Annotated in this window: 21 protein-coding genes; 15 read left to right on the plus strand and 6 right to left on the minus strand. The window is 68.3% G+C overall.

Annotation, left to right across the window (positions count from 1 at the left end; translation table 11 throughout):
* Positions 1-68 precede the first annotated feature (68 nt).
* From ACK41U_RS06015 to ACK41U_RS06025, 3 genes are all read left to right on the plus strand, one after another.
* Entirely contained in the window at positions 69-3,674 is a 3,606-nt protein-coding gene (locus ACK41U_RS06015; RefSeq protein WP_409677260.1) for a vWA domain-containing protein, read from the plus strand.
* 89 nt (positions 3,675-3,763) lie between these two features.
* Positions 3,764-4,441, plus strand: a complete 678-nt coding sequence (locus ACK41U_RS06020) for a hypothetical protein (RefSeq protein ID WP_409677262.1) — start codon at positions 3,764-3,766, stop codon at positions 4,439-4,441.
* Positions 4,359-6,059, plus strand: a complete 1,701-nt coding sequence (locus ACK41U_RS06025; RefSeq protein ID WP_409677264.1) for a hypothetical protein — start codon at positions 4,359-4,361, stop codon at positions 6,057-6,059. Before ACK41U_RS06020 ends, ACK41U_RS06025 begins: the two co-directional genes overlap by 83 nt.
* Positions 6,060-6,462: 403 nt before the next feature.
* Here ACK41U_RS06025 and ACK41U_RS06030 read toward each other — a convergent pair whose 3' ends face one another.
* From ACK41U_RS06030 to ACK41U_RS06045, 4 genes are read right to left on the minus strand one after another with little or no spacing between them, the layout of a single operon-like run.
* Entirely contained in the window at positions 6,463-7,341 is an 879-nt protein-coding gene (locus ACK41U_RS06030) for an SRPBCC domain-containing protein (RefSeq protein WP_409677265.1), read from the minus strand.
* A complete protein-coding gene (locus ACK41U_RS06035; RefSeq protein ID WP_409677267.1) occupies positions 7,338-7,820 on the minus strand; it encodes an SRPBCC family protein in 483 nt (160 codons plus the stop codon). The genes ACK41U_RS06030 and ACK41U_RS06035 overlap by 4 nt, the downstream gene beginning before the upstream one ends.
* Positions 7,817-8,158 (minus strand): ArsR/SmtB family transcription factor, encoded by a 342-nt coding sequence (locus tag ACK41U_RS06040; RefSeq protein ID WP_409677269.1) that lies wholly within the window; start codon positions 8,156-8,158, stop codon positions 7,817-7,819. The genes ACK41U_RS06035 and ACK41U_RS06040 overlap by 4 nt, the downstream gene beginning before the upstream one ends.
* A 57-nt stretch (positions 8,159-8,215) precedes the next feature.
* Positions 8,216-8,662: a MarR family winged helix-turn-helix transcriptional regulator gene (locus ACK41U_RS06045; protein WP_409677366.1), complete on the minus strand. Its 447-nt coding sequence runs from the start codon at positions 8,660-8,662 to the stop codon at positions 8,216-8,218.
* On the opposite strand from ACK41U_RS06045, the gene ACK41U_RS06050 reads away from it, so the two are divergent.
* Positions 8,624-8,950 (plus strand): VOC family protein, encoded by a 327-nt coding sequence (locus tag ACK41U_RS06050; protein WP_409677271.1) that lies wholly within the window; start codon positions 8,624-8,626, stop codon positions 8,948-8,950. The genes ACK41U_RS06045 and ACK41U_RS06050 overlap by 39 nt on opposite strands.
* Here the strand turns inward: ACK41U_RS06050 and ACK41U_RS06055 are convergent.
* On the minus strand, positions 8,913-9,896 hold the full coding sequence (locus ACK41U_RS06055) for a siderophore-interacting protein (RefSeq protein ID WP_409677273.1): 984 nt from the start codon (positions 9,894-9,896) through the stop codon (positions 8,913-8,915). The two genes, ACK41U_RS06050 and ACK41U_RS06055, sit on opposite strands and share 38 nt — an antisense overlap.
* Before the next feature lie 141 nt (positions 9,897-10,037).
* On the opposite strand from ACK41U_RS06055, the gene ACK41U_RS06060 reads away from it, so the two are divergent.
* The 11 genes from ACK41U_RS06060 to ACK41U_RS06110 all read left to right on the plus strand — a co-directional run bounded on the left by ACK41U_RS06060 (position 10,038) and on the right by ACK41U_RS06110 (position 24,143).
* Positions 10,038-12,125 (plus strand): TonB-dependent siderophore receptor, encoded by a 2,088-nt coding sequence (locus ACK41U_RS06060; protein WP_409677275.1) that lies wholly within the window; start codon positions 10,038-10,040, stop codon positions 12,123-12,125.
* Positions 12,119-13,033: an ABC transporter substrate-binding protein gene (locus tag ACK41U_RS06065; RefSeq protein WP_409677277.1), complete on the plus strand. Its 915-nt coding sequence runs from the start codon at positions 12,119-12,121 to the stop codon at positions 13,031-13,033. Before ACK41U_RS06060 ends, ACK41U_RS06065 begins: the two co-directional genes overlap by 7 nt.
* Entirely contained in the window at positions 13,030-14,994 is a 1,965-nt protein-coding gene (gene fhuB / locus ACK41U_RS06070; protein ID WP_409677279.1) for a Fe(3+)-hydroxamate ABC transporter permease FhuB, read from the plus strand. The genes ACK41U_RS06065 and fhuB overlap by 4 nt, the downstream gene beginning before the upstream one ends.
* Positions 14,991-15,758 (plus strand): ABC transporter ATP-binding protein, encoded by a 768-nt coding sequence (locus tag ACK41U_RS06075; protein ID WP_409677281.1) that lies wholly within the window; start codon positions 14,991-14,993, stop codon positions 15,756-15,758. Before fhuB ends, ACK41U_RS06075 begins: the two co-directional genes overlap by 4 nt.
* Before the next feature lie 13 nt (positions 15,759-15,771).
* A complete protein-coding gene (locus tag ACK41U_RS06080) occupies positions 15,772-17,469 on the plus strand; it encodes an ABC transporter ATP-binding protein (protein WP_409677283.1) in 1,698 nt (565 codons plus the stop codon).
* A 183-nt stretch (positions 17,470-17,652) separates the two neighbouring features.
* A complete protein-coding gene (locus ACK41U_RS06085) occupies positions 17,653-18,972 on the plus strand; it encodes an ABC transporter substrate-binding protein (protein ID WP_409677285.1) in 1,320 nt (439 codons plus the stop codon).
* Between the two features lie 108 nt (positions 18,973-19,080).
* Positions 19,081-19,953, plus strand: a complete 873-nt coding sequence (locus tag ACK41U_RS06090) for a carbohydrate ABC transporter permease (protein ID WP_409677288.1) — start codon at positions 19,081-19,083, stop codon at positions 19,951-19,953.
* Positions 19,954-19,965: 12 nt separating this feature from the next.
* Complete coding sequence (locus ACK41U_RS06095) at positions 19,966-20,796, plus strand: carbohydrate ABC transporter permease (protein ID WP_409677290.1); 831 nt, start codon at positions 19,966-19,968, stop codon at positions 20,794-20,796.
* An 11-nt stretch (positions 20,797-20,807) separates the two neighbouring features.
* Positions 20,808-21,812: an ABC transporter ATP-binding protein gene (locus ACK41U_RS06100; RefSeq protein ID WP_409677291.1), complete on the plus strand. Its 1,005-nt coding sequence runs from the start codon at positions 20,808-20,810 to the stop codon at positions 21,810-21,812.
* Positions 21,809-22,579 (plus strand): L-iditol 2-dehydrogenase, encoded by a 771-nt coding sequence (locus ACK41U_RS06105; RefSeq protein ID WP_409677293.1) that lies wholly within the window; start codon positions 21,809-21,811, stop codon positions 22,577-22,579. The genes ACK41U_RS06100 and ACK41U_RS06105 overlap by 4 nt, the downstream gene beginning before the upstream one ends.
* Before the next feature lie 91 nt (positions 22,580-22,670).
* Positions 22,671-24,143: a mannitol dehydrogenase family protein gene (locus ACK41U_RS06110; protein ID WP_409677295.1), complete on the plus strand. Its 1,473-nt coding sequence runs from the start codon at positions 22,671-22,673 to the stop codon at positions 24,141-24,143.
* 61 nt (positions 24,144-24,204) lie between these two features.
* Here the strand turns inward: ACK41U_RS06110 and ACK41U_RS06115 are convergent, their stop codons facing one another.
* A complete protein-coding gene (locus ACK41U_RS06115; RefSeq protein WP_409677296.1) occupies positions 24,205-25,494 on the minus strand; it encodes a PQQ-dependent sugar dehydrogenase in 1,290 nt (429 codons plus the stop codon).
* Positions 25,495-25,624: the final 130 nt, after the last annotated feature.

The raw sequence follows: 25,624 nt of genomic DNA on the forward strand, positions 1-25,624 counted from the left end.
TGCCGTGGGAACAGCCATTCGCCTGCCACCCTGAACTGCGCCCTGTCGCTGTCACGTTAGGATCTGCCATGACCCGTCTGAGTCCCGCCCTTGCCGCCCTGACCCTGCCCCTCACCCTCACCGCCGCCCCTGCCATGGCCGACCGCGTCTCGGTCCTCGTCTTCGACGCCTCGGGGTCGATGTGGAACCGGGTCGAGGGCGATCTGACCCGCATCGAGGTTGCCCGCGACGTGATGGGCGATTACTTTGCCAGCCGCGATCAGGGCCAGCCCCTGTCGGTCATCGCCTATGGCCACAACCGGCGCGGCGATTGCGGCGATATTCAGGTGATCGCGCCGATGGGCCAGACGCCGCCCGGTGATCTGGAGGCGCGGTTGCGCGCGCTGATGCCGCGCGGCATGACGCCCCTGACCGACAGCTTGGCACTGGCCCGCGACCAGATCCCGCCCACCGCCGAGGCGGCCGACATCATTCTGGTCACCGACGGGCTGGAGACCTGCGAGGGCGATCCCTGCGCGCTGGCCGCCAGCCTCGCGGCCGAGGGCATCGACATCCGCGCCCATGTCGTGGGCTTCGGGTTGACCCGTGCCGAGGTCGATGCCCTCGCCTGCATCACCGATCAGACCGGCGGCATGCTGTTCGACACCAATTCCGGCGCCGAACTGGCGCGGGCGCTGCAACAGGTCAGCGCCGCGCCGCCGCCGCCCGACCCCGCACCGGAACCCGCGCCCGAAGCCGCCTTCGACATCGGCGACAAGGCCGAGGCGGGGTTCACCTACACCATCAGCTGGCGCGGCGAGGCCGCCATGACGGACTACCTGGGCTTTGTGCCGCAGGGAGAGGATCGGGCGCCGTCATCCGGCAGTTTCAACACCATCAACATCCAGCCGGACGGGACGCCGCGCAACCCGCTTGACCGCACCGCGCCTGCCGAACCGGGGATGTACGACCTGATCATCCGCACCGCCGCGCATGGCGTCATCGCCCGCCAGCCGGTCGAGGTGGTGGCCCCGGCCATGGGGTTCGATCCGATCGGTTCGGTCGAACCGGGCAGCCGCCTGCGCGTGACCTTCCGCGCGCCCGAACAGCTGGGCGAAAGGGTTGTCATTGCCGACCCCGATCAGCCGGTGAACGAACATCAGCGCCATGACTGGAACAACGCCCTGCACAGCCGCGGCGCGATGGGCCTGACCGCCCCGCAGGTGCCGGGCGAATACGAGCTGCGCTATCTGAACAGCGGCGCGACCGGGGTGATGTTCTCGCGCCGCTTCGGCGTGGGGGTCCCGTTCGTGGATGCCGACCTGACCCGCAGCGACGATCTGGCGGCGCAGGCCACCGCCGCCACGCAGGGCGCCGCCGCGCAGGATCAGATCGCCGCCGTCACCGCCACCTTCCGCCTGCCGGAGGGCGTGCCGGACAGCGCGGTGACATGGGACGCGGTGCCGCTGGACCCCGATATGGCGCCCGAGGCCTGGGCACCGATGGACACCGGCCCCACCATCACCGGCACATTCGAGCCGGGCCGCTGGCGCGTCACCGCCCGCGCGCCGGGCGAGACCGAATTCTCGGCCGATCTGGACATCTTCCCCGGTCAGGACAATGATTTCACGCTGCCCCTGACCTCGGCCAGCCACGAGGATCACGGCTCGGTCCTGCCGCTGGAGGGGGACTGGCAGATCCTGGCCATCCCGCCCTATGACGCGCCCGCGGGCGCGGCCGAGGGGCCGATCCGGATGATGCGCATCACCCTGACCCAGGGGGCGGACGGGTTTACGGGCCGCTTCACCCTGTCCGGTTCGATGGGCGGTCCGGTGGGCGGTCCGCAGGTCGCCGGGGGCGATCTGGACCGGGCCGAGGACGAGGACGGAAATCTGTTCCTGCAGTTCACCCAGACCCAGCTGTCGCCCGAGCCGTTCCGCATCGCGCTGGGGCCCTTGGGCGATCACGGCTGGTCCGGCACGATGACCTCGGGCGCCAATTCGGTACCGGTGGTGTTCTGGCCCGACAGCCAGCCCTTGCCCGACCTGACCACGATGCAGACGGCACTGTACGGCGCGGCGCCGCAAGGCCGTCCAACCGATGTGCCGATCGTGGCCCGCTGCGACGAGGCCGCCGGATGCCGCGTCACGCAGGGACGGCTGACGGCCCTGCTGCCGCAGGGCTGGGGCATGACCGAGCCCTTGTTCTTTTCGGCGGTCGGGGACAACCTGCCGACCGATCTGCCGATGATGTCTTTCCACGGCCCCATGCCGGGCGAAGAGCTGCGGCTGAACCCGCATCAATGGCTTGCCTCGAACGGTCCCTGCATCAGCACCGGGGCGGGGCCGCTGTGCTGGTTCTTCGATGCCGCCCCCGGCACGGCAGTGGCGGCGCAAACCCTCGCGCCCTCGCTGGTCATCTCCGAAGGTCAGGCCGGGCCGGGCGATCCGGCGCCCTCTGATCTGGCCGCCGACCAGCCCTGTGCCCAGTCCGCCTGCCGGTTCGAACTGCCTCAGGCCGGGCTGGTGGCCGAACTGCCGCAGGGCTGGTGGGTCCGTCAGGCCGGGCGTGAGGACGGCACGCCCCGCGCGCAGTTCACCAATGGCGGCGATCTGATCATGCTGGTGGGCCGCGACGGCTGGAACCCCGAAAACGGCCCCTGCCTTGACAGCGCCGCCGGGCCGGTCTGCTTCTGGGGCGGCACCGGCAACGAGGTCCGCATCGCCGCCGCCTTCATCGCCTCGACCCTGACGCCGCTGCCCGACGGCCCCGACACCAGCCCCGAAGGGCCGGTCACGCTGGCACCGGCAGGGGGCGGGATTCTGGCCGGGTCGGGCGGATCTTTCCCGATCACGTTCGAGGCGCCGGACGGGTTTCAGGGGCAGGTGACCCTGCATGCCCCAGGCGGTGCCGAGGTTTTTCAGGCCGATGCCGGCTGGCTGCTGGGGGCGCAGGATCAGGTGCTGCCGGTCCCCGCGACGCCCGGCCTCTATGAGGCGCGCGTCCACGACGCCTCGGGGCGGCTGCGCGCGACCACCGGCATTCAGGTAAGGATCGACGACCGCCCCGAAGCGATCCGCATCGGCCTGCGCGCCCGGACCCAGTTCGGCAGCGGCTGCATGATGGGCGCGGACCTGTCGATGCCCGATGGCGGTCGCTTCACCTTCTCCGCCCCGCTGGAGGCGGTGCGCGACGATGACGGCACCCCGGTGCCAGGCCTGCTGAACCCGGACGCGCCGGTGACGCTGGAGATCACCGGCTTTGGCGGCAGCGGCGCGACGCTGGCGCCGCTGGCCTTCGCCGCCCCCTGCGAGGCGATGATCCTGCGCGTCGGGCCTGCGCGCTGCACGATGGGCGAGGGCGCGGCGGGCGAGGGCGCGGCGGGCGAGGGCGCGGCGGGCGACTGCCCGCTGCCCGTCACCTATGCCGCGCCGCAGGGTCTGCTGGGCCTGCGGCTGACGGGCAGCGATCAGCTGGAGATGGATCAGGGCGCGGCGACAGGCCCCGCGCCGCAGCCCGCCCCCGCGCTGCTGCCGGATGGCGGCGTCGTGCCCGACGAGATGACCTTCACCCTCGACGAACTGGCCCCGCCCCAGCCCCTCCCCGCCGAGGCCGAACTGCCCCTGGGCCGCGAACTGACCGCAGAAGAGATCGACGACCTGATCTGGGATCTGACCGGAAAGCCGCAGGAATGACGCGCCTGTCGCTTGGCTGTGCCGCGCTGCTGGCGGCGCTTGCCCCTGCCGCAGCGTTGCCACCGCCACCTGTGACCGGGAGGGATAGCATGACCGGTCCCCTCGCCCGGCTGCTGGCGGCGGCAACGGTTGCGCTGGCGCCCCATGCGGCGCAGGCGCAGTTCGACACGCCCGCCGACACCACTCGCTGGAAGGTCGCCTGCACGGACATGCCGTGCCCCGATCACAGCCGCATCGCCGCGATGCTGACCGGGGCCGCCGACCGGATCGGCGACTGGTATTGGAATGCCGGGTTTCCCATTCCCCGCGTCGACCTGACCGGGCGGGGCACCCGGCGCCTGATCCATCTGGTGCCCGACCCTGATCCCCGGACCTGCGGGCTGGCCCATGCCCTGGGCTGTTTCAAGGTTCTGCCCCGCCCCGCGCTGTATATCACGCTGGACCGGCTGGACCGCCAGATCACCAACGCGGCCTTTGCGGCCGGGACGCCCTTCATCGAAAAGACCCTGTCGGTCCTGACCCATACCATCGTTCACGAGATGTTCCACCTGATCCAGCACGCCGGCGGCGGCAGCAGGTTTCTCTATGCCGATGTCAGCCAGAACACCGTCGCCGCGCTGGACGGCCAGTTGATGGAGGATGCAAAAGGCCGCGGTTCGGACTGGCTGTTCGAGGGGGGGCGCGATGGCCGCCGAGCTTGCCTGGGTCGCGCAGCCCGAAAACGCCTGGCAGCGGCCCCATATCATCCCCTATCGTCTGGGGCTTGACCGGCCGCTGATCTCGCCGGGGGGCGCAAGCGGGAATCCCTACCGGCTTGGGCGGTTTCTGGACCATCTCGGCGCGGCCTGTCCCGGCGGGCGCATGGCCTTTCTGCGCGCGCTGCATCAGCCCGATGTGAACGACGGATATAACGGGCTGAAGCATGTCAGCGCGCTGATGGCGGCACAGGGCAGCAGTCTGGCCGACAGGTTCGTCGATTTCGTGCGGGTCAGCACGCCGGTCGCCCCGGACCCCTTGGGCAGAAGGCGGCTGGCCCTTGCCTTTCACAGCGGCAAGAGGGTGACGCTGCATCTTCCGCGCCTGCGCCAGCTGGCCCATGAATGGCCCCCCCGCGTGGCCGCCTATGCCGCCGCCGCCATGGTGGCCGATATCCAGCCCGGCCCCGCCCCCGCCGTTTCCCCCGGCGATGGCGTCCAGACCGTGACGATCGCGCGGCTGTCGCTGCTTGAGGCCGGAACCGCCGGGGATCTGACCCTGATCGTCAATGACGAGGTCGCGCCCGATCTGACCTATCACCGCGCCTATGCCGGGGGGGACGCCCCCGACCGCTGGCTGGCCCGTCTGGTCAATTTCAGCAGGCCGCCGCGCCTTGAGACACGGGCGCAGGACGTCAGGATGCGGCTGGAGGCCAAAGAGCTGCTGCTGGGCCCGCCGCAATGCATCCTGCCGGGCCGGATCGCCTCGATCCACGCCAATCAGCCGGTCGCGGGCCTGTCCTGGGCGGTCGAGGCGGGGCGGCTGAGCGTCCGCGATGTGCCCGAGCGACCCGGCGACCCGACATCGCCCCTGGTGCCCGCGCTGGTCTGTTTCGACCCCGACCGGCCCGGCACCTATGCGATCACCCTGCGCACGGGCGCCGCGAACCGCCCCGTGAAGGTGGCCGAGATCGTCGTCACCCGCTATCCCTGCCGCGTCGATCTGGTCTGGGACGGTGACGATACCACCCGCAGCCGCTATGTCTCTCCGCTGCCCGGTCAGGCCGAGGGCCAGCCGACCGGCAAGGAGCTGAGCGGCGCCGACATGGTCATCCGCACCGCCGGGACGAGGCTGGAGTCGGGCGAGGTCGTCGGCAACGACGCCTATGCCGCGATGATGCGCGGCAATCTCGACATGCTCAGCGGCGCGTTGCCGCCCGATGTGCAGGCCGAACTGCGCGCGCTGCCCGCCCCGGAACGCGCGATGGTGGCCGAGGCGATGCGCAACCTGACCGGTGTGACAGGCTTTGCACCGGCAGACGAGATTGCCACCTTCGGCAGCCCGACCCGGCAGTTCGACATGCTGAACCCGCATCAGGCGGTGGACGGCATGGCCGAGATGATCTTTCGCATGCTGCTGCTGGACCGCCTGCCCTCCGACGCGGAACCGGGCCGCGTCGGCGCCCCCCCCCAGGGGCGCCGGGGCGGTCAGACCAGTCCCGATACCCCCGTGGCCGAGTTCCCCCGCAGCCTCTGGGACGGTCAGGTGCTGCATTACAATTCCTCGGGCCTGCTCTGGCGGATGGACGGCGAGGACGGCTATGTCGAGATCAGGCATCAGCCCCTCCCGCGCATCCGCGAAGAGCTGTTCATGCCGATGATCATGGACCGCCTGCCCTGGGAGGGCTAGACCCCCGTCAGGTCAGGTCAGGTCAGGTCAGGTCACGGCCGGGCATCGGCTGCCTGACGGACTGCGGCACCCGCTTTGCAGCCTGCCGGTGGCTTCTGCCTCCCGCCTGGAACGCCGGGACTGCCGCGCATCCGGACGACCAGTGCCGACTGGGTTGCGACGCCGGTCACAATGATCCCATCCCGGTCTTCGCCGGTCCGGACCAGTTCACGGATGGCGCGATCCGGTATCCCCGGCTGTGCCATGTTGCCCTGTTCATCAGCACCCGGCCGGATGCGGGATGGACCCGTGGGCGTTGTCGTGACCGGGGCGGTCTGATGGCGCGCCCTTTGGCCTTGCCCGTCCACAGCAGCCCCCCACCGGCGCTTTGGCGGCAAGGCCTGTCCATCCGGGAGCGATGTGGCTATGGGCCCGCGCCGACAAAGCGTGCCAGCTTGCCCAAAGTCTGCATCCCCAGCTCCTCCGCGCCGAAGCTTCTGGCCTCCTGAAAGGCGGTCGCCGTACTGAAGACCATGCCTAGGGTTACCGTCGTCGCGTTGTCGGTTTCCTCGAACAGGGCCCAGGCATCGGCATGCTTTGGCCCGTTCTCACCCCAGAGCAGCGCATAGCTGATGCGGTCTTCGGCCCGGACCTCGCGGTATTGATGGTGGTTCGGAAAGACCGTGCCATCCGGCGCGATCATGTCAAAGACCCATTCGCCCCCGGCCCGCAGGTCGATCCGCCTTGTGCGGCAGCTGAACCCCTCGGGTCCCCACCATCGGGGCAGGGTGTCGGGGTTCATCCACGCCCCCCAGACCACCTGCCGCGGGGCGTGGATCACCCGCCGCAGCACCATGGTGCGCGCCGCCACATCGGCCAGACTGTCCAGCCCGGCGCCAAAACCCTGCCGGTAGTCCGCCTCCATATCCGCCGCCAGCGACGACAGCTGAACGGTCGCCGTGATCCGGCTGCCCGCGCCTGCGCTGGCGAAATCCGCCGTCACCAGCGCCGCCGATTGTGTCACACCGCCGGAGGAGATCACCTCGCAGGTCACGCTGCGTCGCGGGGGCAGCAGGTCAAGCCAGTTGCAATCGCAGCGGATTCCGGGCTGATCGCCGATTGTGCAGAGCGAGACCTCACGCCCGCCGACGCGGGTATCCGCCTCAAGGAACGTGACCGCGACCAAGGGTGCGGGCGTCGCCCAGACCGCCCGTGCGGCGGGTGCGGTCCAGACCTGCCACAGGGTGTCGACAGGCGCGCTGACCTGCCGGTCGAAGGTCAGCGTTGCAAAGGGGCCGGTCATCGCCGCAGGCCCGCAGCGTAGGTTTCCAGTTGCGTCGTGACCGTGCCCCAGCCATCGAAGAACCCCATCTCCTCGTGCGCCTTGCGGCTGTCGGGATTGCGATGGCGTGCAATCGCCCGGTAGGTCGTGCCATTGCCGGGGGCATCCGCGAACAGCAGGATCGCGGTCATGAACGGGTCCGGCGCAGGTTTCCAGCCTTCGGTATAGGCGTCGGTAAAGACCAGCTTTTCGCCGGGCACCACCTCCAGATAGACGCCGCGATTGTCCATCACATGGCCGTTCACCTCGAATTGCGTGTTGAACCGCCCGCCGACCTTCAGGTCGATATCGGCCGCAGTGACCTTGTGCGGTGCGGGGATGAAGAAATGGACAATGTGTTCGGGCCGGGTCCAGCACTCCCAGATCAGCTGCAGGGGCACCGCCAGCGTGCGGGTAAAGCTGAGATCCGTTTCGGGGTCGAGTTCAGGTTGCGGTGTCATTCCCGGCGCTCCTTTTTCAGCGACATCACATAGTCGCCCAGCCGGTCCAGCCGGGAGTCCCAGATGGCCCGCTGCTCTTCCAGCCATGTCCGCATCGGGGCCAGCGCCTCGGGGACGATGGCGCAGGTGCGGACGCGCCCGTCCTTCGATGAGGCGATCAGCCCCGCCTCTTCCAGCACCGAAAGATGCCGCATCACGGTTGGCAGGCGCAGCCCGGTGGGCTGGGCCAGTTCGGTCACCGGCGCGGGCCCCTGGGCCAGACGGGACAGGATCGCCCGTCGGGTCGGGTCCGCCAGCGCGTGAAAGAGCAGCGAAAGGTCCGGCGAATGATTAGTCATCTGGCTAAGTATAACACAAACCGGCGCTCGGGCAAGTCTGGGGTCGATGTCGTGTCGTCACCCGCCTGCGGCCAGCATGTTCAGTTGCGTCCGCAGGCCGTCCACGTCGCCCGTCACCGGTTGTTCGATCCGGGCATGGGTCGCGATCCAGATCGGGATTGCCTGCTCAAGCAGCGCCAGACCCGCCCCGGTCAGGCTCAGCCGACGAGAGCGTCGGTCATCGGCATCGGGGGCCACCGTCAGCAGGCCGCGCCGTTCCAGCGGCTTCAGATTTGCGGTCAGCGTGGTGCGGTCCATCGCCAGAAGCCCCGCGACCGACCCGATGGTCGGCGGCTCGGGCCGGTTCAGCGAGATGAGCAGTGAAAACTGCCCGCTTTTCAGGGCCACAGGGCGCAGCGCCTCATCGAAACGCCGCGCAATGGCGCGGGCGGCACGTTGCGTGTGCAGGCACAGGCAAGCGAACTGATGGACAAGATCAGCACCTTTCTGTGGTTTGACGGTCAGGCCGAAGAGGCCGCCGAATTCTACACCGCCCTGTTTCCCGACAGCCGCGCCCTTGCGCGTCTTGCGCCAGCGCGGCTGCGTCGCAATCGGCCCCGCGGTCCGGTGCCCGCCGCGGTTCGAGGGTCACGCGCCGCACCCGGCGGACCGGCATTTCGGCGTCGACGATCAGGATATGCCCGCTCGGGCGATGTTCTCCATCGGGGTCTGCACGACCGGACCAGAGCGGTCGGCCCGACCCGCGAACCTCGCCTCAGTCCTGCGCGTCCGACCAGTATCCCGCCGCGCTGAAGCGGGTTTTGGGCAGGCCGCGATCCAGCAGGCAGGCCCTTGCCCTGCGCGCCTCGCGGGTGCTTGCCGCGAACCAGACAAAGCCGTCGTCGAAAGGTCCTGACGCCTCCAGCGCCGCCACAAGGTCGTCACAGCGGCTGACCTCGGGTCGACCGGCCAGCGGTCCCAGATCATGCGCGGCGCAGCGCAGCACGGCGCGGACCTCGCCCCTGAACAGCGACAGCATCCGGGCAATCGCGGGCATGGCGGTTTCGTCGCCGAACAGCCACAGCCGCGACGCCTCGGGGCACCAGCCGCCGCCCGGTCCCAGAATGCCGACCTGCTGGCCTGCCGGGTTGCTCTCGGCCCAAAGGCAGGCCGGGCTGTCGGCGTGGCGGAAGATGTCGAAATCCAGCCAGCCATCCCCGTGCGCGGCGACCGTATAGACCGGGCGGTGCAACGCATCGGCCCCCTCGGGCCAGACCGTCCGGCCGCTTTCCGCCACCCGTGGCCAGATCGCCGGGCGCCCCGGTGGTGGCAGCAACAGCCGGAAATGCAGGCTGCCCCGGCCAAAGCGCGCCGCATCCGGACCCGCCAGCCGGACGCGCAGAAAGCCCGGCGTCGTCGGGGCGACCCGGACCACGCGCATCAGCGACAGCCCCGGCGCCAGCGCGCCGACATCGACGCGCTCCCATCGGACGGGCAGGCCGACCTCGGCAAACACCTCGGTCGCGGTTTCGCGCAGATTGCCGATCAGCCGCTGTTCCGGGGCAAACAGGTCGATGCGCAGGCTGTCGGTCTGTGGCGTCAGCCGCAGCTCGCACCCCCACAGATGCACGCTCAGCCCCTCGGGCGTCTCGACCATGGGTATATCCCATGCAGCGGCGCGCGCCCTGAGGGCCGAGGCCGCCGCACCCGAGGCGCGATCAATCACGCCGGTGCTGGTGAAGTTGCGCAGATGAGACATGGATCAGCCTGTGCTTGCCCGTGCCCAAAGCGTCCTGTCCGGGCGGGGAGGTAAAATTTCCGGCGCAGGGACCAGCCGGGCGATTGACGAACCTGACAAAACTAGTCAGATACCGCGTGTCTCGTCAACCAGCAGGCCCTCATGTCACCCTCATTTCACTCTGTCTGCCTCACCGGGGCCAGCATTCTTGCCCTTTCTTCCGCCGCCGCACTGTCTCAGGATGCGCAGAATCCGATCCTTCTGGAGGAAATCACCATCACCGCGACGACCGATATTTCGGCCCGTCAGGATGGCTATGTGGCGGGCTACGGACAGATCGCGACCAAATCCGACACGCCGCTGGCGGAAACGCAGCAGTCGATCTCGGTCGTGACCAGCCAGCAGATCCAGGATCAGAACGCCCAGTCGCTGGGGCAGACGCTGAACTATACCGCCGGCGTGCTGGGCGAGCCGTTCGGCAGCGACCCGCGCTTTGACAGCCCGACGATCCGGGGATTCGAGGCGCGCAGTTCGCAATACATCAACGGTCTGCGCCAGTTGCGCGCGGTGGGGGCGCCCGCCTTCGAGACCTATGCGATCCAGCAGGTCGAGGTTCTCAAGGGCCCGAACTCGTCGCTTTACGGGGCGGGGGCGCCCTCGGGGATCATCAATCAGGTGCAGAAGCGTGCCCAGAACTCTGATTTCAGCGAAGCCGGGCTGGGCTATGACGGCAATGACAGCGGACAGATGTTCTTTGACATCAACCGCGCACCGTCTGATGTGCTGTCGTGGCGCCTGACGGGGATCGCGCGCGACAGCAAGACGCAGATCCGCGAGCTGACCAACCAGCGCGGCTATCTGGGCGCCGCCCTGCGCTATTCGCCCGATGCGCTGACCACGATCGACCTGATCGCGTCCTATACCAGGGATGCCCCGATCTCGCCGCCGGGCGTGCCCTTTGCGCTGACCCGGACCGGCGACGGGAAAGACCTGCGCGAGGCCTATTACGGCGAGCCGTCCTTTGACGACAGCGACCGCAAGATGGCCAATGCCGGGGTCGAGATCAGCCACGAGCTGGACAATGGCTGGACCCTGTCGCAGGGGTTCCGCGCCGAGACGTTCGACTGGGAATATACCGGGCATTACGTCAACGGCCTGACAGCGGACGGGGCCTTTGTCACACGGGGTGCGAACCGGCAGCTGGAAAGCACCTCGGGGCTGAACCTCGACACGCGCCTGTCGAACCGGATCGACACGGGCATCGTGACCCATGACGTGCTGATCGGGCTGGATATCCGCCAGTACGATGCAAAAACCACGACCTATTTCCTGACGGCGCAGCCGCTGGACTGGCGGGCGCCCACCTATGGCGCGCAGCCCGCATTGCCTGCGTGGTACAGCAGCATCAGCGATGTGACGCAAAAGCAGATCGGCCTTTATGCGCAGGACGAGATTTCGGCGGGCAACTGGCGCGGGTCGCTGGCGCTGCGCTATGACTGGACCGAGCAGACCGGCACGACGTTCACGAACTTTGCCGGGGACAGCGCCATCGACCAGTCGGACAACGCGCTGACGGGCCGGGCGGGGCTGTCCTATGTCATGGCCAGCGGCGTGATGCCCTATGTCAGCTATTCGACCTCGTTCGATCCTGAGATCGGCATCGACGACACCACCGGCGAGACGCTGAAGCCGACAACGGGCACGCAGTGGGAGGTCGGGGTGAAATACCAGCCCGCCGCCTACAACGCCCTGTTCACGGCGGCGATCTATGACCTGACGCAAGAGAACCTGACCCGCAATGTCGGTGCCGGAATCCTCCGGCAGGTCCGCGAGGTGAAATCCCGCGGGCTTGAGCTGGAAGCGACCGCCGAACCCGCCGAGGGCTGGGAGATCCGGGCGAGCTATGCCTATAACGAAACCGAACAGCGCGGCGCCGAGGTCGGGCTGGAGATGCCCAACGCGCCGCGTCATCTCGCCAGCCTCTGGGGCGACCGCGATTTCGGAAACGGCTTCCGCGCCGGGGGCGGGCTGCGCCATATCGGCGCGCGCAAGGGTGATTTCGCCAATACCTTTGATCTGGACGGCGTGACCCTTGTGGATCTGGGCGCCAGCTATACCACGGGCAATGTCGAGGCGTCCCTGAACCTCGCCAATGTGACCGACGAGGTTTATGTGGCGAATTGCGGCTCGTTCGGCTGCTATTACGGCGAAGGGCGCAGGCTGGCGGCCAAAGTGGCCTACACGTGGTAGGCTGCGGGCCCTCATCTGCCGGGCCCACGCGACGTGCTGTCCTGACCGCCGCGGGCGCGATGCTTGCGGCGGGTCTTTCGATGCGGGGCGGGCATGCCGCGCCGGGCCCCCACAGGCTGGCGGCGATCGACTGGGCGATGCTGGAAACCGCCGTGGCGATCGGGCATATGCCGGTCGCTGCGGCCGAACTGATCCGCTTTCGTGCCGATGTCGTCACGCCCCGCATCCCGCCGGGGGTGACCGATCTGGGCCTGCGCGGCGCCCCGAATTTCGAGCTGCTGCAGCTGATGCGACCCTCGCTGATCCTCAGTTCGCCCTATTACACGCGATACGAGGCGCGGTTTGCGCAGATCGCGCCGGTGCTGTCGCTGCCCTTCTATCTGCCGGGCGAGCCGCCCCTGCCCAGGGCGATGGCCGCGCTGGTGTCGCTGGCCGGTCATATCGGCGAGCCGGGCGCAGGTCGCGCCGCCGTCTGGCAGGCGGGCGCGGCGCTGGACCGCGTGGCGGCGCGTCTTGCCCCCTATGCCGACCGGCCCGTGGCGCTGATCGACATCGGTGACGCACGCCATCTGCGCGCCTTCGGCTTTGACAGCCTGTTCGGCAGCACGCTGGACCGGATCGGGCTGTCGAATGCCTGGGCGGGCCAGACCGCCTTCAGCTTCATGGCGCCTGTCCCGATCGAGCGGCTGGCCGCCATGCCCGATGCCCGTCTGGTCATCACCGGCCCGATCCCGCCCGAAGCACTGCGCGGCCTGTCGCGCAGCGTCCTGTGGCAGGCACTGCCGCAGGTGGCCGCCGGGCGTGTCCATCAGCTGCCGCATCTCAACGCCTTCGGGGGCGTGCCGTCGGCCCTGCGCTTTGCGGGGCTGCTGGCGGATGCGCTGGCCGGGCAGGGGGCGCAGGGATGACATCCGCCGCCCGCACCCTGCTGCCGCTGGCGGCCCTGGCAGCCCTGGCGCTGTGGCTTCTGGCGGCGCGCGACCTGCCATGGCCCGGCTGGCCGCTGCGGCCCGCCGCCATGTCCCTTGACCAGATCCGCATGGGGTTCGGGCTGATGCCGCGCGGGGTGATCGCGCTGCTGGCGGGTGCCGCGCTGGGGCTGTCGGGCGCGATCCTGCAGGTGGTGCTGCGCAATCCGGTGGCCGATCCGACCACGCTTGGCATCTCGTCGGGGGCGCAACTGGCGCTGGTGCTGGCCACGATCCTTGCCCCCGGCCTGCTGGAGGGCGGGCGCTGGCCGGTCGCCATGGCGGGCGGTCTGGCCGCCGCCGCCCTTGTGCTGATGATCGGGGCGGCGCGGGCCTTTGCCCCCGTCACGATGGTGATTGCCGGAATGCTGGTCGGGCTGACCGCCTCGGCGGTGGCCACGGCGGTGACGCTGGCGCAGGGGCAATATCTGCTGTCGCTGGTCATCTGGAACGGCGGCTCGCTGGTCCAGCAGGACTGGAGCGGCGTGCGCCACCTGACCCTTGTGCTGGCATTGGGCGGGGCGGCGGCGGCGGCGCTGGCCCGGCCCCTGCGGGTGCTGTCGCTGGGGTCCGAGGGCGCGGCGGGTCTGGGCCTCAACGTGGCGCTGGTGCGGCTGGTCGCGGTCGTGCTGGCGGTCTGCATCGCGGCCAGCGTCTCGGCCGAGCTGGGGCTGGTCGCCTTCGTGGGGCTGGCCGCCCCGGCGCTGGCCCGCAGTCTGGGCGCGCGAAGCATCCCCGCGCTTTTGCTGTGGTCGCCGGTGGTGGGCGCGCTGATCCTGTCGGTCTGTGACGGGCTGGTGCTGGCCATCGCGGGCATGGGCGGCGAGATGTTTCCGACCGGCGCCCTGACCGGTCTTGTCGGGGGGCCGCTGCTGATCTGGCTGCTGCCGCGTCTGCGCGGCTCGACCCCGCCGGGCACCGAACGCGCCGAGGGCCCCGGCCCCCGCCATGCCAATCCCGGCCCCTTGCTGTGGTCGCTGGCGATGGCGCTGTTGGCGGCGGGCGTGGTCCTGCTGTGGGTCGGGCGCGTGCCGGGGGGATGGGCGGTGCTGGACGGCGACGGCTTTGCCGCCTTTCTGCCGATGCGCCTGCCCCGGCTGATCGCGGCGGCGGCCTCGGGGGCGGCGCTGGCGCTGGCGGGGGCGATCCTGCAGCGACTGACGGCCAACCCGCTGGCCTCGCCCGAGGTGCTGGGCGTGTCCGGTGGCGCGGCCTTGGGATTTGCCGCCGTGACCTTTCTTGTCAGCGCACCGACCCCGCTGATGCTGACCCTGGGCACGATGGCCGGTGGCGCCGCCGCGCTGCTGACGCTGACCGTTTTCACGGCCCGCCGGGAGATGCCTGCGGAACGCGTCCTGCTGGCCGGGATCGCGGTCTCGGCGCTGGCATCGGCGGTGCTGTCGGCGATGATGGCGGTGGGGGATGCGCGATCCTGGGCAATCCTGAGCTGGCTGAGTGGCGCGACTGCGGCGGTCTCGCTGACAGGCGCATTGGCGCTGGCGGCGCTGGCGGCGGTCGTCTGGGTGGCGGCGCTGGCGGTGCGCCGCTGGCTTGCGCTGCTGCCGCTGGGGTCGCAGATCGCGGCGGGCGTCGGGATGAACCTGACGCTGGCGCGGCTGAGCCTGATCGTGCTGGCCGGGCTGGCCACCGGGGCCGCGACGCTGGTCACCGGCCCGCTCAGCTTTGTCGGCCTGATGGCGCCGCATCTGGCGCGTCGTCTCGGGCTGGCGCGTCCCGCCGATCACCTGACCGGAAGCGCGCTGATCGGGGCGGGGCTGATGCTGGCGGCTGATTTCGGGGCACGCATGGCGGGGTTCCCCTACGAACTGCCCCTTGGCCTTTTCGCAACGCTGATCGGCGCGCCCTGGCTGATCTGGCTGATGACACGGACCCTGCGATGACCCTTTTCACCCTTTGCGACCTGACCGTCGATGTGCCGGGCCGCCGGCTGCTGGACGCCCTCACGCTGGACCTTCCGGCGGGGCAGGTGACGGCCCTGATCGGGCATAACGGATCGGGCAAGTCGACGCTGCTGCGGGTGCTGGCGCGGCAGATCCCCGCGAACGGGCACATCACCTTCGAGGGGCGCGCGCTGACCGACTGGCACGCGCGCGCCCATGCCCGGCGGCTGGCCTTTCTGCCGCAGTCGCTGCCCCCCGCCGAGGGGATGACGGTGCGCGAACTGGTCTCGCTGGGGCGGTATCCGTGGCACGGCGCGCTGGGTCGCTTTGGCCCCGGCGATCACGCGATCGTCGCCCGCGCCATGTCCGAATGCGGCGTCGACGGCTTTGCCGACCGGCTGGTCGATACGCTGTCGGGCGGCGAACGCCAGCGGGTCTGGCTGGCGATGATGATCGCGCAGCAAGCGGCGACCTTGCTGCTGGACGAACCCATCAGCGCGCTGGATGTCGCCCATCAGGTCGAGGTGCTGGCGCTGGTCCGCCGCCTGTGCCGGGCCGAGGGCCGCAGCGCCGTCATCGTGCTGCACGAGGTCAACATGGCCGCCCGTTTCTGCGATCACATCGTGGCGCTGAAGGGCGGACGGCTGGCGATGCAGGGCAGCCCCGCCGATCTGATGCGCCCCGACACCCTTCTGGACATCTATGGCCTGCCGATGGACGTTCTGACCCGCGACAACGGCCAGCCGGTCGCCATCCCCTCCTGAGAAAGATCCACCCATGCGCGCCTTTTTCTCTTATTACCGCCCGCATATGTGCCTGTTCTGGCTGGATTTCGGCTGCGCGGTGCTGTCGGGGCTGCTGGAGCTGGCCTTTCCGCTGGCGGTGACCGCCTTCATCGACCAGTTGCTGCCGCAAGAGGACTGGTCGCTGACACTGGCCGCCGCCTGCGGGCTGCTGGCGCTGTATCTGGTCAATACCGGGCTGCTGTCGGTGGTCATCTACTGGGGCCACAAGCTGGGCATCAATATCGAGACCGAGATGCGCGCCCGCGCCTTCGATCATCTGACGCGCCTGTCCTGGCGGTGGTTCGACCGCGCCCGCACCGGCAAGCTGGTCGCCCGCGTCACCCGCGATCTGGAAGAGATCGGAGAGGTTGCCCATCACGGCCCCGAGGATGCCTTTATCGCCATCATGACCTTTGTCGGCGCCTTCGGGCTGATGTACTGGATCAACCCGCAGCTGGCGGTGATCGTGGCGCTGATCGTGCCCGCCATGCTGGTGCTGGTGATCGTCTATGGCGGCCGGATGACCCGGACCTGGCGGGCGATCTATTCCCGCGTGGGCGATTTCAACGTGCGGCTGGAGGAGACGCTCGGCGGCGTCCGCGTCGTGCAGGCCTTTGGCAACGAGGCGCATGAAAGCCATCTGTTTGCCGCCGACAATGCCCGCTACCGGCAGGCCAAGCTGGATGCCTATCGCGTCATGGCCGCCTCCAGCGCGCTGCAATATATGGGGCTGCGGCTGGTGCAGGTGATCGTGATGGTCACCGGCGCGGGCTTTGTGCTGTCGGGCGATCTGACGACCGGCGGGTTTGTCGGCTTTCTGTTGCTGGTCGGCGTCTTCTACCGGCCGCTGGAAAAGATCGCCGCCGTGATCGAGACCTATCCGCGCGGCATCGCCGGTTTCCGCCGTTATCAGGAGCTGCTGGCGACCGAGCCTGAAATCGCCGACGCCCCCGACGCGATCGAGGCGCCTGCCCTGCGTGGCGATATCCGGTTCGAGGGGGTGGGCTTTGCCTATGACGCCGATCGCCCGATCCTGCGCGGCATCGACCTGACGATCCGTGCCGGGGAAACCGTGGCCTTTGTCGGCCCCTCGGGCGCAGGCAAGACGACCCTGCTGGCGCTGCTGCCGCGGTTTTACGACCCGACCGCGGGGCGCATCACCATCGACGGGCGGGCGCTGCCGCAGATGACGCTGACCAGCCTGCGCCGCCAGATCGGGCTGGTCAGTCAGGACGTGTTCCTGTTCGGCGGCTCGCTGCGCGAGAACATCGCCTATGGCCGCCTCGGTGCCTCCGAGGCCGAGATCCTTGAGGCGGCGGACAGGGCGCAGCTGACCTCGCTGGTTCAGTCGCTGCCCGAGGGGCTGGACACGATCGTGGGCGAACGCGGCGTGATGCTGTCGGGCGGGCAAAAGCAGCGCGTGGCCATTGCGCGGGCGTTTCTGAAAAACCCGCCGATCCTGATTCTGGACGAGGCGACCAGCGCGCTGGACAGCCAGACCGAGCGCGAGATTCAGGCCGCCCTCGATGCTTTGTCGGTCGGCCGCACGACGCTGGTGATCGCCCACCGCCTTGGCACGATCCGCACCGCCGACCGCATCGTCGTCATGGATCAGGGGCGCATCGCAGAGGTCGGCGGCCATGCGGATCTGCTGGGACAGAAGGGCCTCTATACCGCATTGGCCGGATGAGGGGGTCGGTCCGTTACAGCCGGAAACGCAGAGAACCTCAAAGTCTCTGGTATAAATGGTTGAATTTCAGAGAGTTGTCAGGATCCTTCGCGCCAGATGCACAACCCTGTTGACAGATCACGTCTTGGTGGCGAATAATTGCCCATCGGAAGGGCAAATGCCCAACCGCCAAGGGAGGATACCATGACGACGACATTCCGCGCCCTTCTGGGCGCCACGGCCCTGTGCGCTGTCGGCAGTGCTGCGACCGCGCAGGACAATGTGACGCTGACCATTGCCACAGTGAACAATGGCGACATGATCCGCATGCAGGCGCTGGCCGCCGACTTTACCGAAAAAAATCCGAACATCGCGCTGGAATGGGTCACGCTGGAGGAAAACGTCCTGCGCCAGCGCGTCACCACCGACATCGCGACGCGCGGCGGCCAGTATGACGTGATGACCATCGGCACCTATGAGGTGCCGATCTGGGGCGCGCAGGACTGGCTGGTGTCGCTGAACGATCTGCCCCCCGAATGGGAAGCCGACGACCTGCTGCCCGCGATCCGCGACGGCCTGACCGTGAACGGCGAACTGTATGGCGCGCCCTTCTATGGCGAAAGCTCGATGGTGATGTATCGCACCGATCTGATGACTGCGGCGGGGCTGGACATGCCCGAGGCCCCGACATGGGAGTTCATCAAAGAGGCCGCCGCCGCGATGACCGACCGCGACGCCGAGGTCTATGGCATCTGCCTGCGCGGCAAGGCGGGCTGGGGCGAGAATATGGCATTCCTGTCGGCCATGGCCAACAGCTATGGCGCGCGCTGGTTCGATGAGGAATGGACCCCGCAATTCGACAGCCCGGAATGGCGCGCGACGCTGGATGACTATCTGATGCTGCTGACGGAATACGGCCCTCCCGGTTCGGCCAATAACGGCTTCAACGAAAATCTGGCGCTGTTCCAGCAGGGCAAATGCGGCATGTGGATCGACGCCACAGTCGCGGCCAGCTTCGTGACCAACCCCGCCGATTCGACCGTGGCCGACAGCGTCGGCTTTGCGCTGGCGCCCGATAACGGTCTGGGCAAGCGCGGCAACTGGCTGTGGGCGTGGTCGCTTGGCATCCCGGCGGGCAGCCAGAAGGTCGATGCCGCCAAGCAGTTCGTCGCATGGGCCACGTCAAGGGAATACACCGAACTGGTCGCCGCGAATGAGGGCTGGGCCAATGTCCCGCCGGGCACGCGCCAGTCGCTGTATGACAATCCCGAATACCAGCAGGTGCCGTTCGCGCAGATGACACTGGACAGCATTAACGCCGCCGACCCGAACGAACCGACGGTCCAGCCGGTCCCCTATACCGGCGTGCAGTTCGTGGCGATCCCCGAGTTTCAGGGCATCGGCACGGCGGTGGGCCAGCAATTCGCAGCGGCCCTTGCCGGGCAGGTCAACGCCGAACAGGCGCTGTCGAACGCACAGGCTCTGACCACGCGCGAAATGACCCGCGCCGGTTACCCCAAGTAAGCCAAAGGGCGCGCGCCCGATCCGCGCGCGCGCCTGCCGCTTCTTCGTTGCAGACATACCCATGGCCCGGCCCGCCCTGCGCGCGGCCTTTCCGGGAAAGGTGACCCCATGTCCACCAAGGCCTCTCGCACGGCCGCAAGGCTGATGATCTCGCCCGCGGTGATCCTGCTTCTGGGCTGGATGATCGTGCCGCTGTCGATGACGCTCTATTTCTCGTTCCTGCGCTATAACCTGCTGATGCCCGGCACCGAGGCCTGGGCGGGGTTCGAGAATTACCATTATTTCTTTACCGATCCGGCCTTTACGGCGGCGCTGACGAATACGCTGTTGCTGGTCGGCGGCGTGCTGGCGATCACCACCATCGGCGGCATTCTGGTGGCGCTGCTGCTGGATCAGCCGTTCTGGGGGCAGGGGATCGTGCGGCTGCTGGTGCTGGCGCCGTTCTTTGTCATGCCCACCGTGTCGGCGCTGGTGTGGAAGAACATGTTCATGAACCCGGTCAATGGCATATTCGCCTATCTGGCCCGCGTTCTGGGGCTGCAGCCCTTTGATTTTCTGACCCATGCGCCGCTGGCCTCGATCATCGGGATCGTGGCGTGGCAATGGCTGCCCTTTGCCGCGCTGATCCTGCTGACCGCGCTGCAATCGCTGAACAGCGAACAGATGGAGGCCGCCGAGATGGACGGCGCCGGGCCCTTCAGCCGCTTCTGGTTCATGACGCTGCCGCATCTGGCGCGTGCGATCACGGTCGTCATCCTGATCCAGACGATCTTCCTGCTGTCGATCTTTGCCGAAATCCTTGTGACCACCAATGGCGGTCCGGGCACGGCCAGCACCAACCTGACCTTCCTCGTCTATATGCAGTCGCTGCTGCAATTCGACGTGGGGCTGGGGTCCGCAGGCGGCGTCGTCGCCATCATTCTGGCCAATATCGTGGCGATCTTCCTGATGCGGATGATCGGCAAGAACCTCGACGCGTAAGGAGGAGACATCATGCCCCGCGCCGTCACACCCCGCCGCAAGGCCGCCACCACGGTGATCGCATGGACCGTCGGTCTGCTGATCTTCTTTCCGATCCTGTGGACCGTGCTGACCAGCTTCAAACCCGAGGCGCAGGCCATCGCCATGCCGCCGCGCCTGTTCAACTTTGACTGGACGCTGGAGAATTACACCGCTGTTCAGGAACGCTCGAACTATTTCCGGCATTTCTGGAATTCGGTCGTGATCTCGCTTGGCTCGACGCTGATCGGGCTGGCGATTGCCATTCCCGCCGCATGGGCGATGGCCTTCGTGCCCGGCAAGCAGACCAAGAACGTGCTGATGTGGATGCTGTCCACCAAGATGCTGCCCGCCGTGGGCGTTCTGGTGCCGATCTATCTGCTGGCCCGCGACACCGGCCTGCTGGACACGCGCATCCTGCTGGTGGGCGTGCTGACCATGATCAACCTGCCGATCATCGTCTGGATGCTGTATACCTATTTCCGCGAAATTCCGGGCGAGATTCTGGAGGCCGCGCGGATGGACGGGGCCGGGCTGCGGTCGGAAATCCTGTATGTGCTGACGCCGATGGCCATTCCGGGCATCGCCTCGACCCTGCTTCTGAACGTCATTCTGGCCTGGAACGAGGCGTTCTGGACGCTGAACCTGACGGCGGCGAAATCCGCGCCGCTGACGGCCTTTATCGCCAGCTATTCGTCGCCCGAGGGGCTGTTTTACGCCAAGCTCAGCGCCGCCTCGACCATGGCCATCGCACCGATCCTGATCCTTGGCTGGTTCAGCCAGAAACAACTTGTCCGCGGCCTGACCTTCGGCGCGGTGAAATAAGGGCAACCACCATGGGACGCATTACCCTTGAGAACGTGACCAAGAAATTCGGTGAGGTCGAAGTGATCCCGCCGCTGGATCTGGACATCAACGATGGCGAATTCGTGGTCTTTGTCGGGCCCTCGGGCTGCGGCAAATCCACCCTGCTGCGTCTGATCGCGGGGCTGGAGGACACATCGGGCGGCCGCATCCTGATCGACGGGGCTGACGCCACCGCCCTGCCGCCCGCCAGGCGCGGTCTGGCGATGGTGTTCCAGTCCTATGCGCTGTACCCGCATATGTCGGTGCGCAAGAACATCGCATTCCCGATGCGGATGGCCGGGATCGCGCCCGATGAGCAGAACCGCCGGATCGAGGCGGCGGCAAAGGCGCTGAACCTGACCGACTATCTTGACCGCCGCCCCGGCAACCTGTCGGGCGGCCAGCGCCAGCGCGTCGCCATTGGCCGCGCCATCGTGCGCGAGCCCTCCGCGTTTCTGTTCGACGAGCCGCTGTCGAACCTCGATGCCGCCCTGCGCGTCGGGATGCGGCTGGAGATCAGCGAGCTGCACAACCGGCTGAAAACGACCATGGTCTATGTGACCCACGATCAGGTCGAGGCGATGACCATGGCCGACAAGATCGTGGTTCTGCATGCGGGCCGGATCGAACAGGTGGGCAGCCCGATGGATCTGTATCGCGCGCCGAAAAACCTGTTCGTCGCCGGCTTTATCGGCAGCCCCAAGATGAACCTGCTGTCCGGCGCGGTGGCGGCGGAACATGGCGCCACCACCATAGGCGTGCGGCCTGAACATATCGCCGTGTCGCCCACCGAGGGCGCATGGAAGGGCCGCATCGGCGTCAGCGAGCATCTGGGATCGGACACGTTCTTTTACGTCGAAGACACCGGGCTGGCCGAGACGATCACCGTGCGGGCGGGCGGCGAAATCGACCTCTATCACGGCGACACCGTCTGGCTGACGCCCGACATCACCAAGCTGCACCGATTTGACGCAACGGGGGACCGTATCGCATGAGGCTGTCGGGAAAGACCGCGCTGATCACCGGCGCCGCGCGCGGCATCGGGCTGGAATTCGCCCGCGCCTATCTGCGCGAGGGCGCGCGGGTGGCGATCTGCGACATCGACCTGCCCGCCGCCCGCAAGGCTGCGGATATGTTGGGCGAGGGGGCCATTGCGGTGGCCCTCGACGTGACCCGGCAGGACAGCATCGACGCCTGCGTGGCCGAGGTCGCGGCGGCCTTCGGCGGCATCGACATCCTGATCAACAATGCCGCGCTGTTCACCGCCGCCCCCATCGCGGACATCACCCGCGCCGATTACGACCGCATCATGGCGGTAAACGTGTCGGGCACGCTGTTCATGCTGCAGGCCGTCGCGCGGGCGATGATTGCGCGGGGGCAGGGGGGCCGGATCATCAATATGGCCTCGCAGGCGGGGCGGCGGGGGGAATCGCTGGTCGCGGTCTATTGCGCCAGCAAGGCCGCCGTCATCAGCCTGACCCAGTCGGCAGGGCTGAACCTGATCGCCCATGGCATCAACGTCAACGCCATCGCCCCCGGCGTGGTCGATGGCGAACACTGGGACGGCGTCGATGCCTTCTTTGCCAGATACGAGGGCAAGGCGCCGGGTCAGAAAAAGGCCGAGGTCGGCGCCGCCGTCCCCTATGGGCGCATGGGCACCGCCGCCGATCTGACCGGAATGGCGGTGTTTCTGGCCAGCGCGGATGCAGAGTATATCGTGGCCCAGACCTATAATGTGGATGGCGGCAACTGGCTGAGCTGACAGCCCCCAGCCCCCGGAGACCGGACTGCCGCCGCCGACCGATGACCTGCCCCCGCCCGCTGCGGGCATCCGGGGCACTGCAAGGATGATGATGATGACCACGCCTCTGACACAGGCCGCTCTGGCCGGACTGTCCCCCGATGTGGCCCGCCCCGGCTATGACCGCGCGGCCCTGACCCCCGGCATCCTGCATGTGGGGGTGGGCAATTTTCACCGCGCGCATATGGCGTGGTATCTGGACCGGCTGTTTGCCACCGGGCAGGGCCATGACTGGGCGCTGATCGGCGCGGGCGTGCGACCGGGCGACGCGGCGATGCGCGACCGGCTGGCCGCGCAGGACTGGCTGACCACGCTGGTCGAACTGGACCCGGCGGGCCTGTCGGCGCAGGTGCTGGGCCCGATGGTGGATTACGTGCCGGTCGATCCGGCAGCGACGGTCGCGGCCATGTCCGATCCGGCGATCCGCATCGTCTCGCTGACCATCACCGAGGGGGGGTATTACGTCGATGCCACGACCGACGGCTTTGACGCGGCCCATCCCGATATGGTGCATGACGCCGCCAATCCGGATGCACCGCGCACCGTGTTCGGCATGATGCTGGCCGCGTTGCAGGCGCGGCGGGCCGGAGAGCAGGCGCCCTTTACGGTTCTGTCCTGCGACAACCTGCCGGAGAACGGCCATGTCTGTGCCCGCACGCTGACCGGGCTGGCGCGGATGATCGACCCGGCGCTGGCCGATTGGGTCGCCGCCGAGGTGGCGTTTCCCAACTCGATGGTCGATTGCATCACGCCCGCCACATCCGACCGGGAACGCGCGCTGGTGGCCTCTCGCTTTGGCATCACCGACGCCGCCCCGGTGGTGTGCGAGCCGTTCCGCCAATGGGTGCTGGAGGACAAGTTTCCACAGGGCCGCCCGGCGCTGGAGGCGGTGGGGGCGGAATTCGTCGCCGATGTCAGCCGCCACGAGCTGATGAAGCTGCGCATCCTCAATGGCGGGCATGCGGCGATCGCCTATGCCTCGGCGCTGCTGGGCCATCACTTTGTCCATGACGCAATGGCAGATGCGGATATTGCGGATTGGCTGCGGGCGCTTGAGGCGCGCGAGATCATCCCGACGCTGGCGCCCATTCCGGGGGTCGATTACGCCGCCTATCTGGATCTGATCATGCGCCGCTTTGCCAATCCCCGGATCGGGGACACCATCCCGCGGCTGTGCTTTGACGGCTCGAACCGGCAGCCGAAATTCATCCTGCCGACGCTGCGCGACCGGCTGGCGGCGGGCGCGGGGATCGACGGTCTGGCGCTGGAACTGGCGCTGTGGTGCCGCTATTGCGAGGGCACGACCGAGGCGGGTGCGGCGATCGCGGCCAATGACGAGCATCACGCCACCCTGCGGCCGCACGCGCTGGCGGCGCAGGATGACCCGCAGGCGTTTCTGCGCCATCGCGCGGTCTTTGGCGATCTGGCCGATGATCCGCGGCTGGGTGCGGCCTTCGCGGGTCAGCTTGCGCGGCTGCGCGGGCAGGGGGTGCGCGCAGCGCTGGCCACCTACCGCGCGGGCTGAGACGCAGGCATGGCCCGTCCTGACCGTCCCGCGCAGACCTGCGCGGGACGGTTCCGTTTCATCAGGCCGCGGTCACCCGCCAGATGATGTCGCCCACATCATCCGCGACCAGCAGCGAGGTCCGGTCGGGGCCGATCGTGACGCCGACCGGACGGCCATAGGCGGTCTTTTCGTCATCTGACAGAAAGCCCCACAGGATGTCGCGCGGCGGGCCCGACGGTTTGCCATCGGTGAACGGCACGAACACCACCCGATAGCCGCTGAGGGTCGAGCGGTTCCACGACCCATGCTGGCCGATGACCATGCCATCGGGAAATCCGGGCAGCGTGCCTGCGGGCATCCAGCACAGACCCAGCGACGCGGTATGCCCGCCAAGCGCGTAATCGGGCGTGATCGCGCGGGCGACCAGCTGCGGGTCCTGTGTGACGCGGTCATCGACGGTCTTGCCCCAGTAGCAATAGGGCCAGCCGTAAAACCCCCCCTCCTGCACCGAGGTCAGATAGTCGGGCGGCGTCTCATCGCCCAGCCCGTCGCGTTCGTTCACGACCGTCCACAGCACATTGGTCGCAGGCTCCCATGCCATGCCGACGGCATTGCGCAGCCCCGAGGCAAAGATACGCGCCTGACCGCTGGCCAGATCCAGTTCCCAGATCGCGGCGCGCCCCTCTTCGGCCTCCATCCCGTGATCGCCGATATTGCTGAGCGATCCGACCCCGGCATAAAGCTTGCGGCCATCGGGCGAGGCGATCAGGCTGCGCGTCCAGTGGCCGCCCGGCTTGAAATCGACCAGCTTGCGGCCCGGTCCGGTCAGCTGTGTGGCCCCCGGCGTGTAGGGGAAGGCCACGATGCCATCGGTATTGCCGACATGCAGCGTGTCCCCGACCAGCGCCATGCCAAAGGGCTGGTTCTGATCCTGCAGAAACACCTCGCGGATTTCGGCGGTGCCGTCGCCATCGGCATCGCGCCACAGGGTGATGCGGTTGGCGCTGATGCCGATCGCGCGGGCGCGGCGCATGGTGGCCTGCGCGGCACGGTCCATCAGCGTGCGCGGCGGGGGCGGCTGCTCTTTGGATTCGGCGACCAGAACGTCGCCATTGGGCAGCACCTCGATCCAGCGCGGGTGCTCAAGCCCCGAGGCGAAGGCGTTGACCCGCAGCCCCGCCGCCGCCGAGGGGACATGCCCGGCCTCCCACCCTTTGGCGGTGGGCATCTTCAGCGTCATGATCCCCTGCTTGCGCGCCTCGGGGATTGTCGGTGCCGTGCCGACAGCCTGCGTCCTGGGCGCATTGAACCGCCGCAGCGCCACCATCGCACCACCGACAATCGCCGTCGCCTTTGCCAGTAATTCCATCCTGCTCCCCCGGTCCTGTTGCCGGTGCAGCTTAGTCGCAGGATCGCCGAGGTCAAATGCCAAGCCCGCCGGCCATGCGGCGCCTTGGCGGCGGGCCGAACAAAGGTGAAGATGCGCCCGGTCCCGAAAC

Source organism: Paracoccus sp. (in: a-proteobacteria) (assembly GCF_046289755.1).
In the GTDB taxonomy this organism is placed as follows: domain Bacteria; phylum Pseudomonadota; class Alphaproteobacteria; order Rhodobacterales; family Rhodobacteraceae; genus Paracoccus.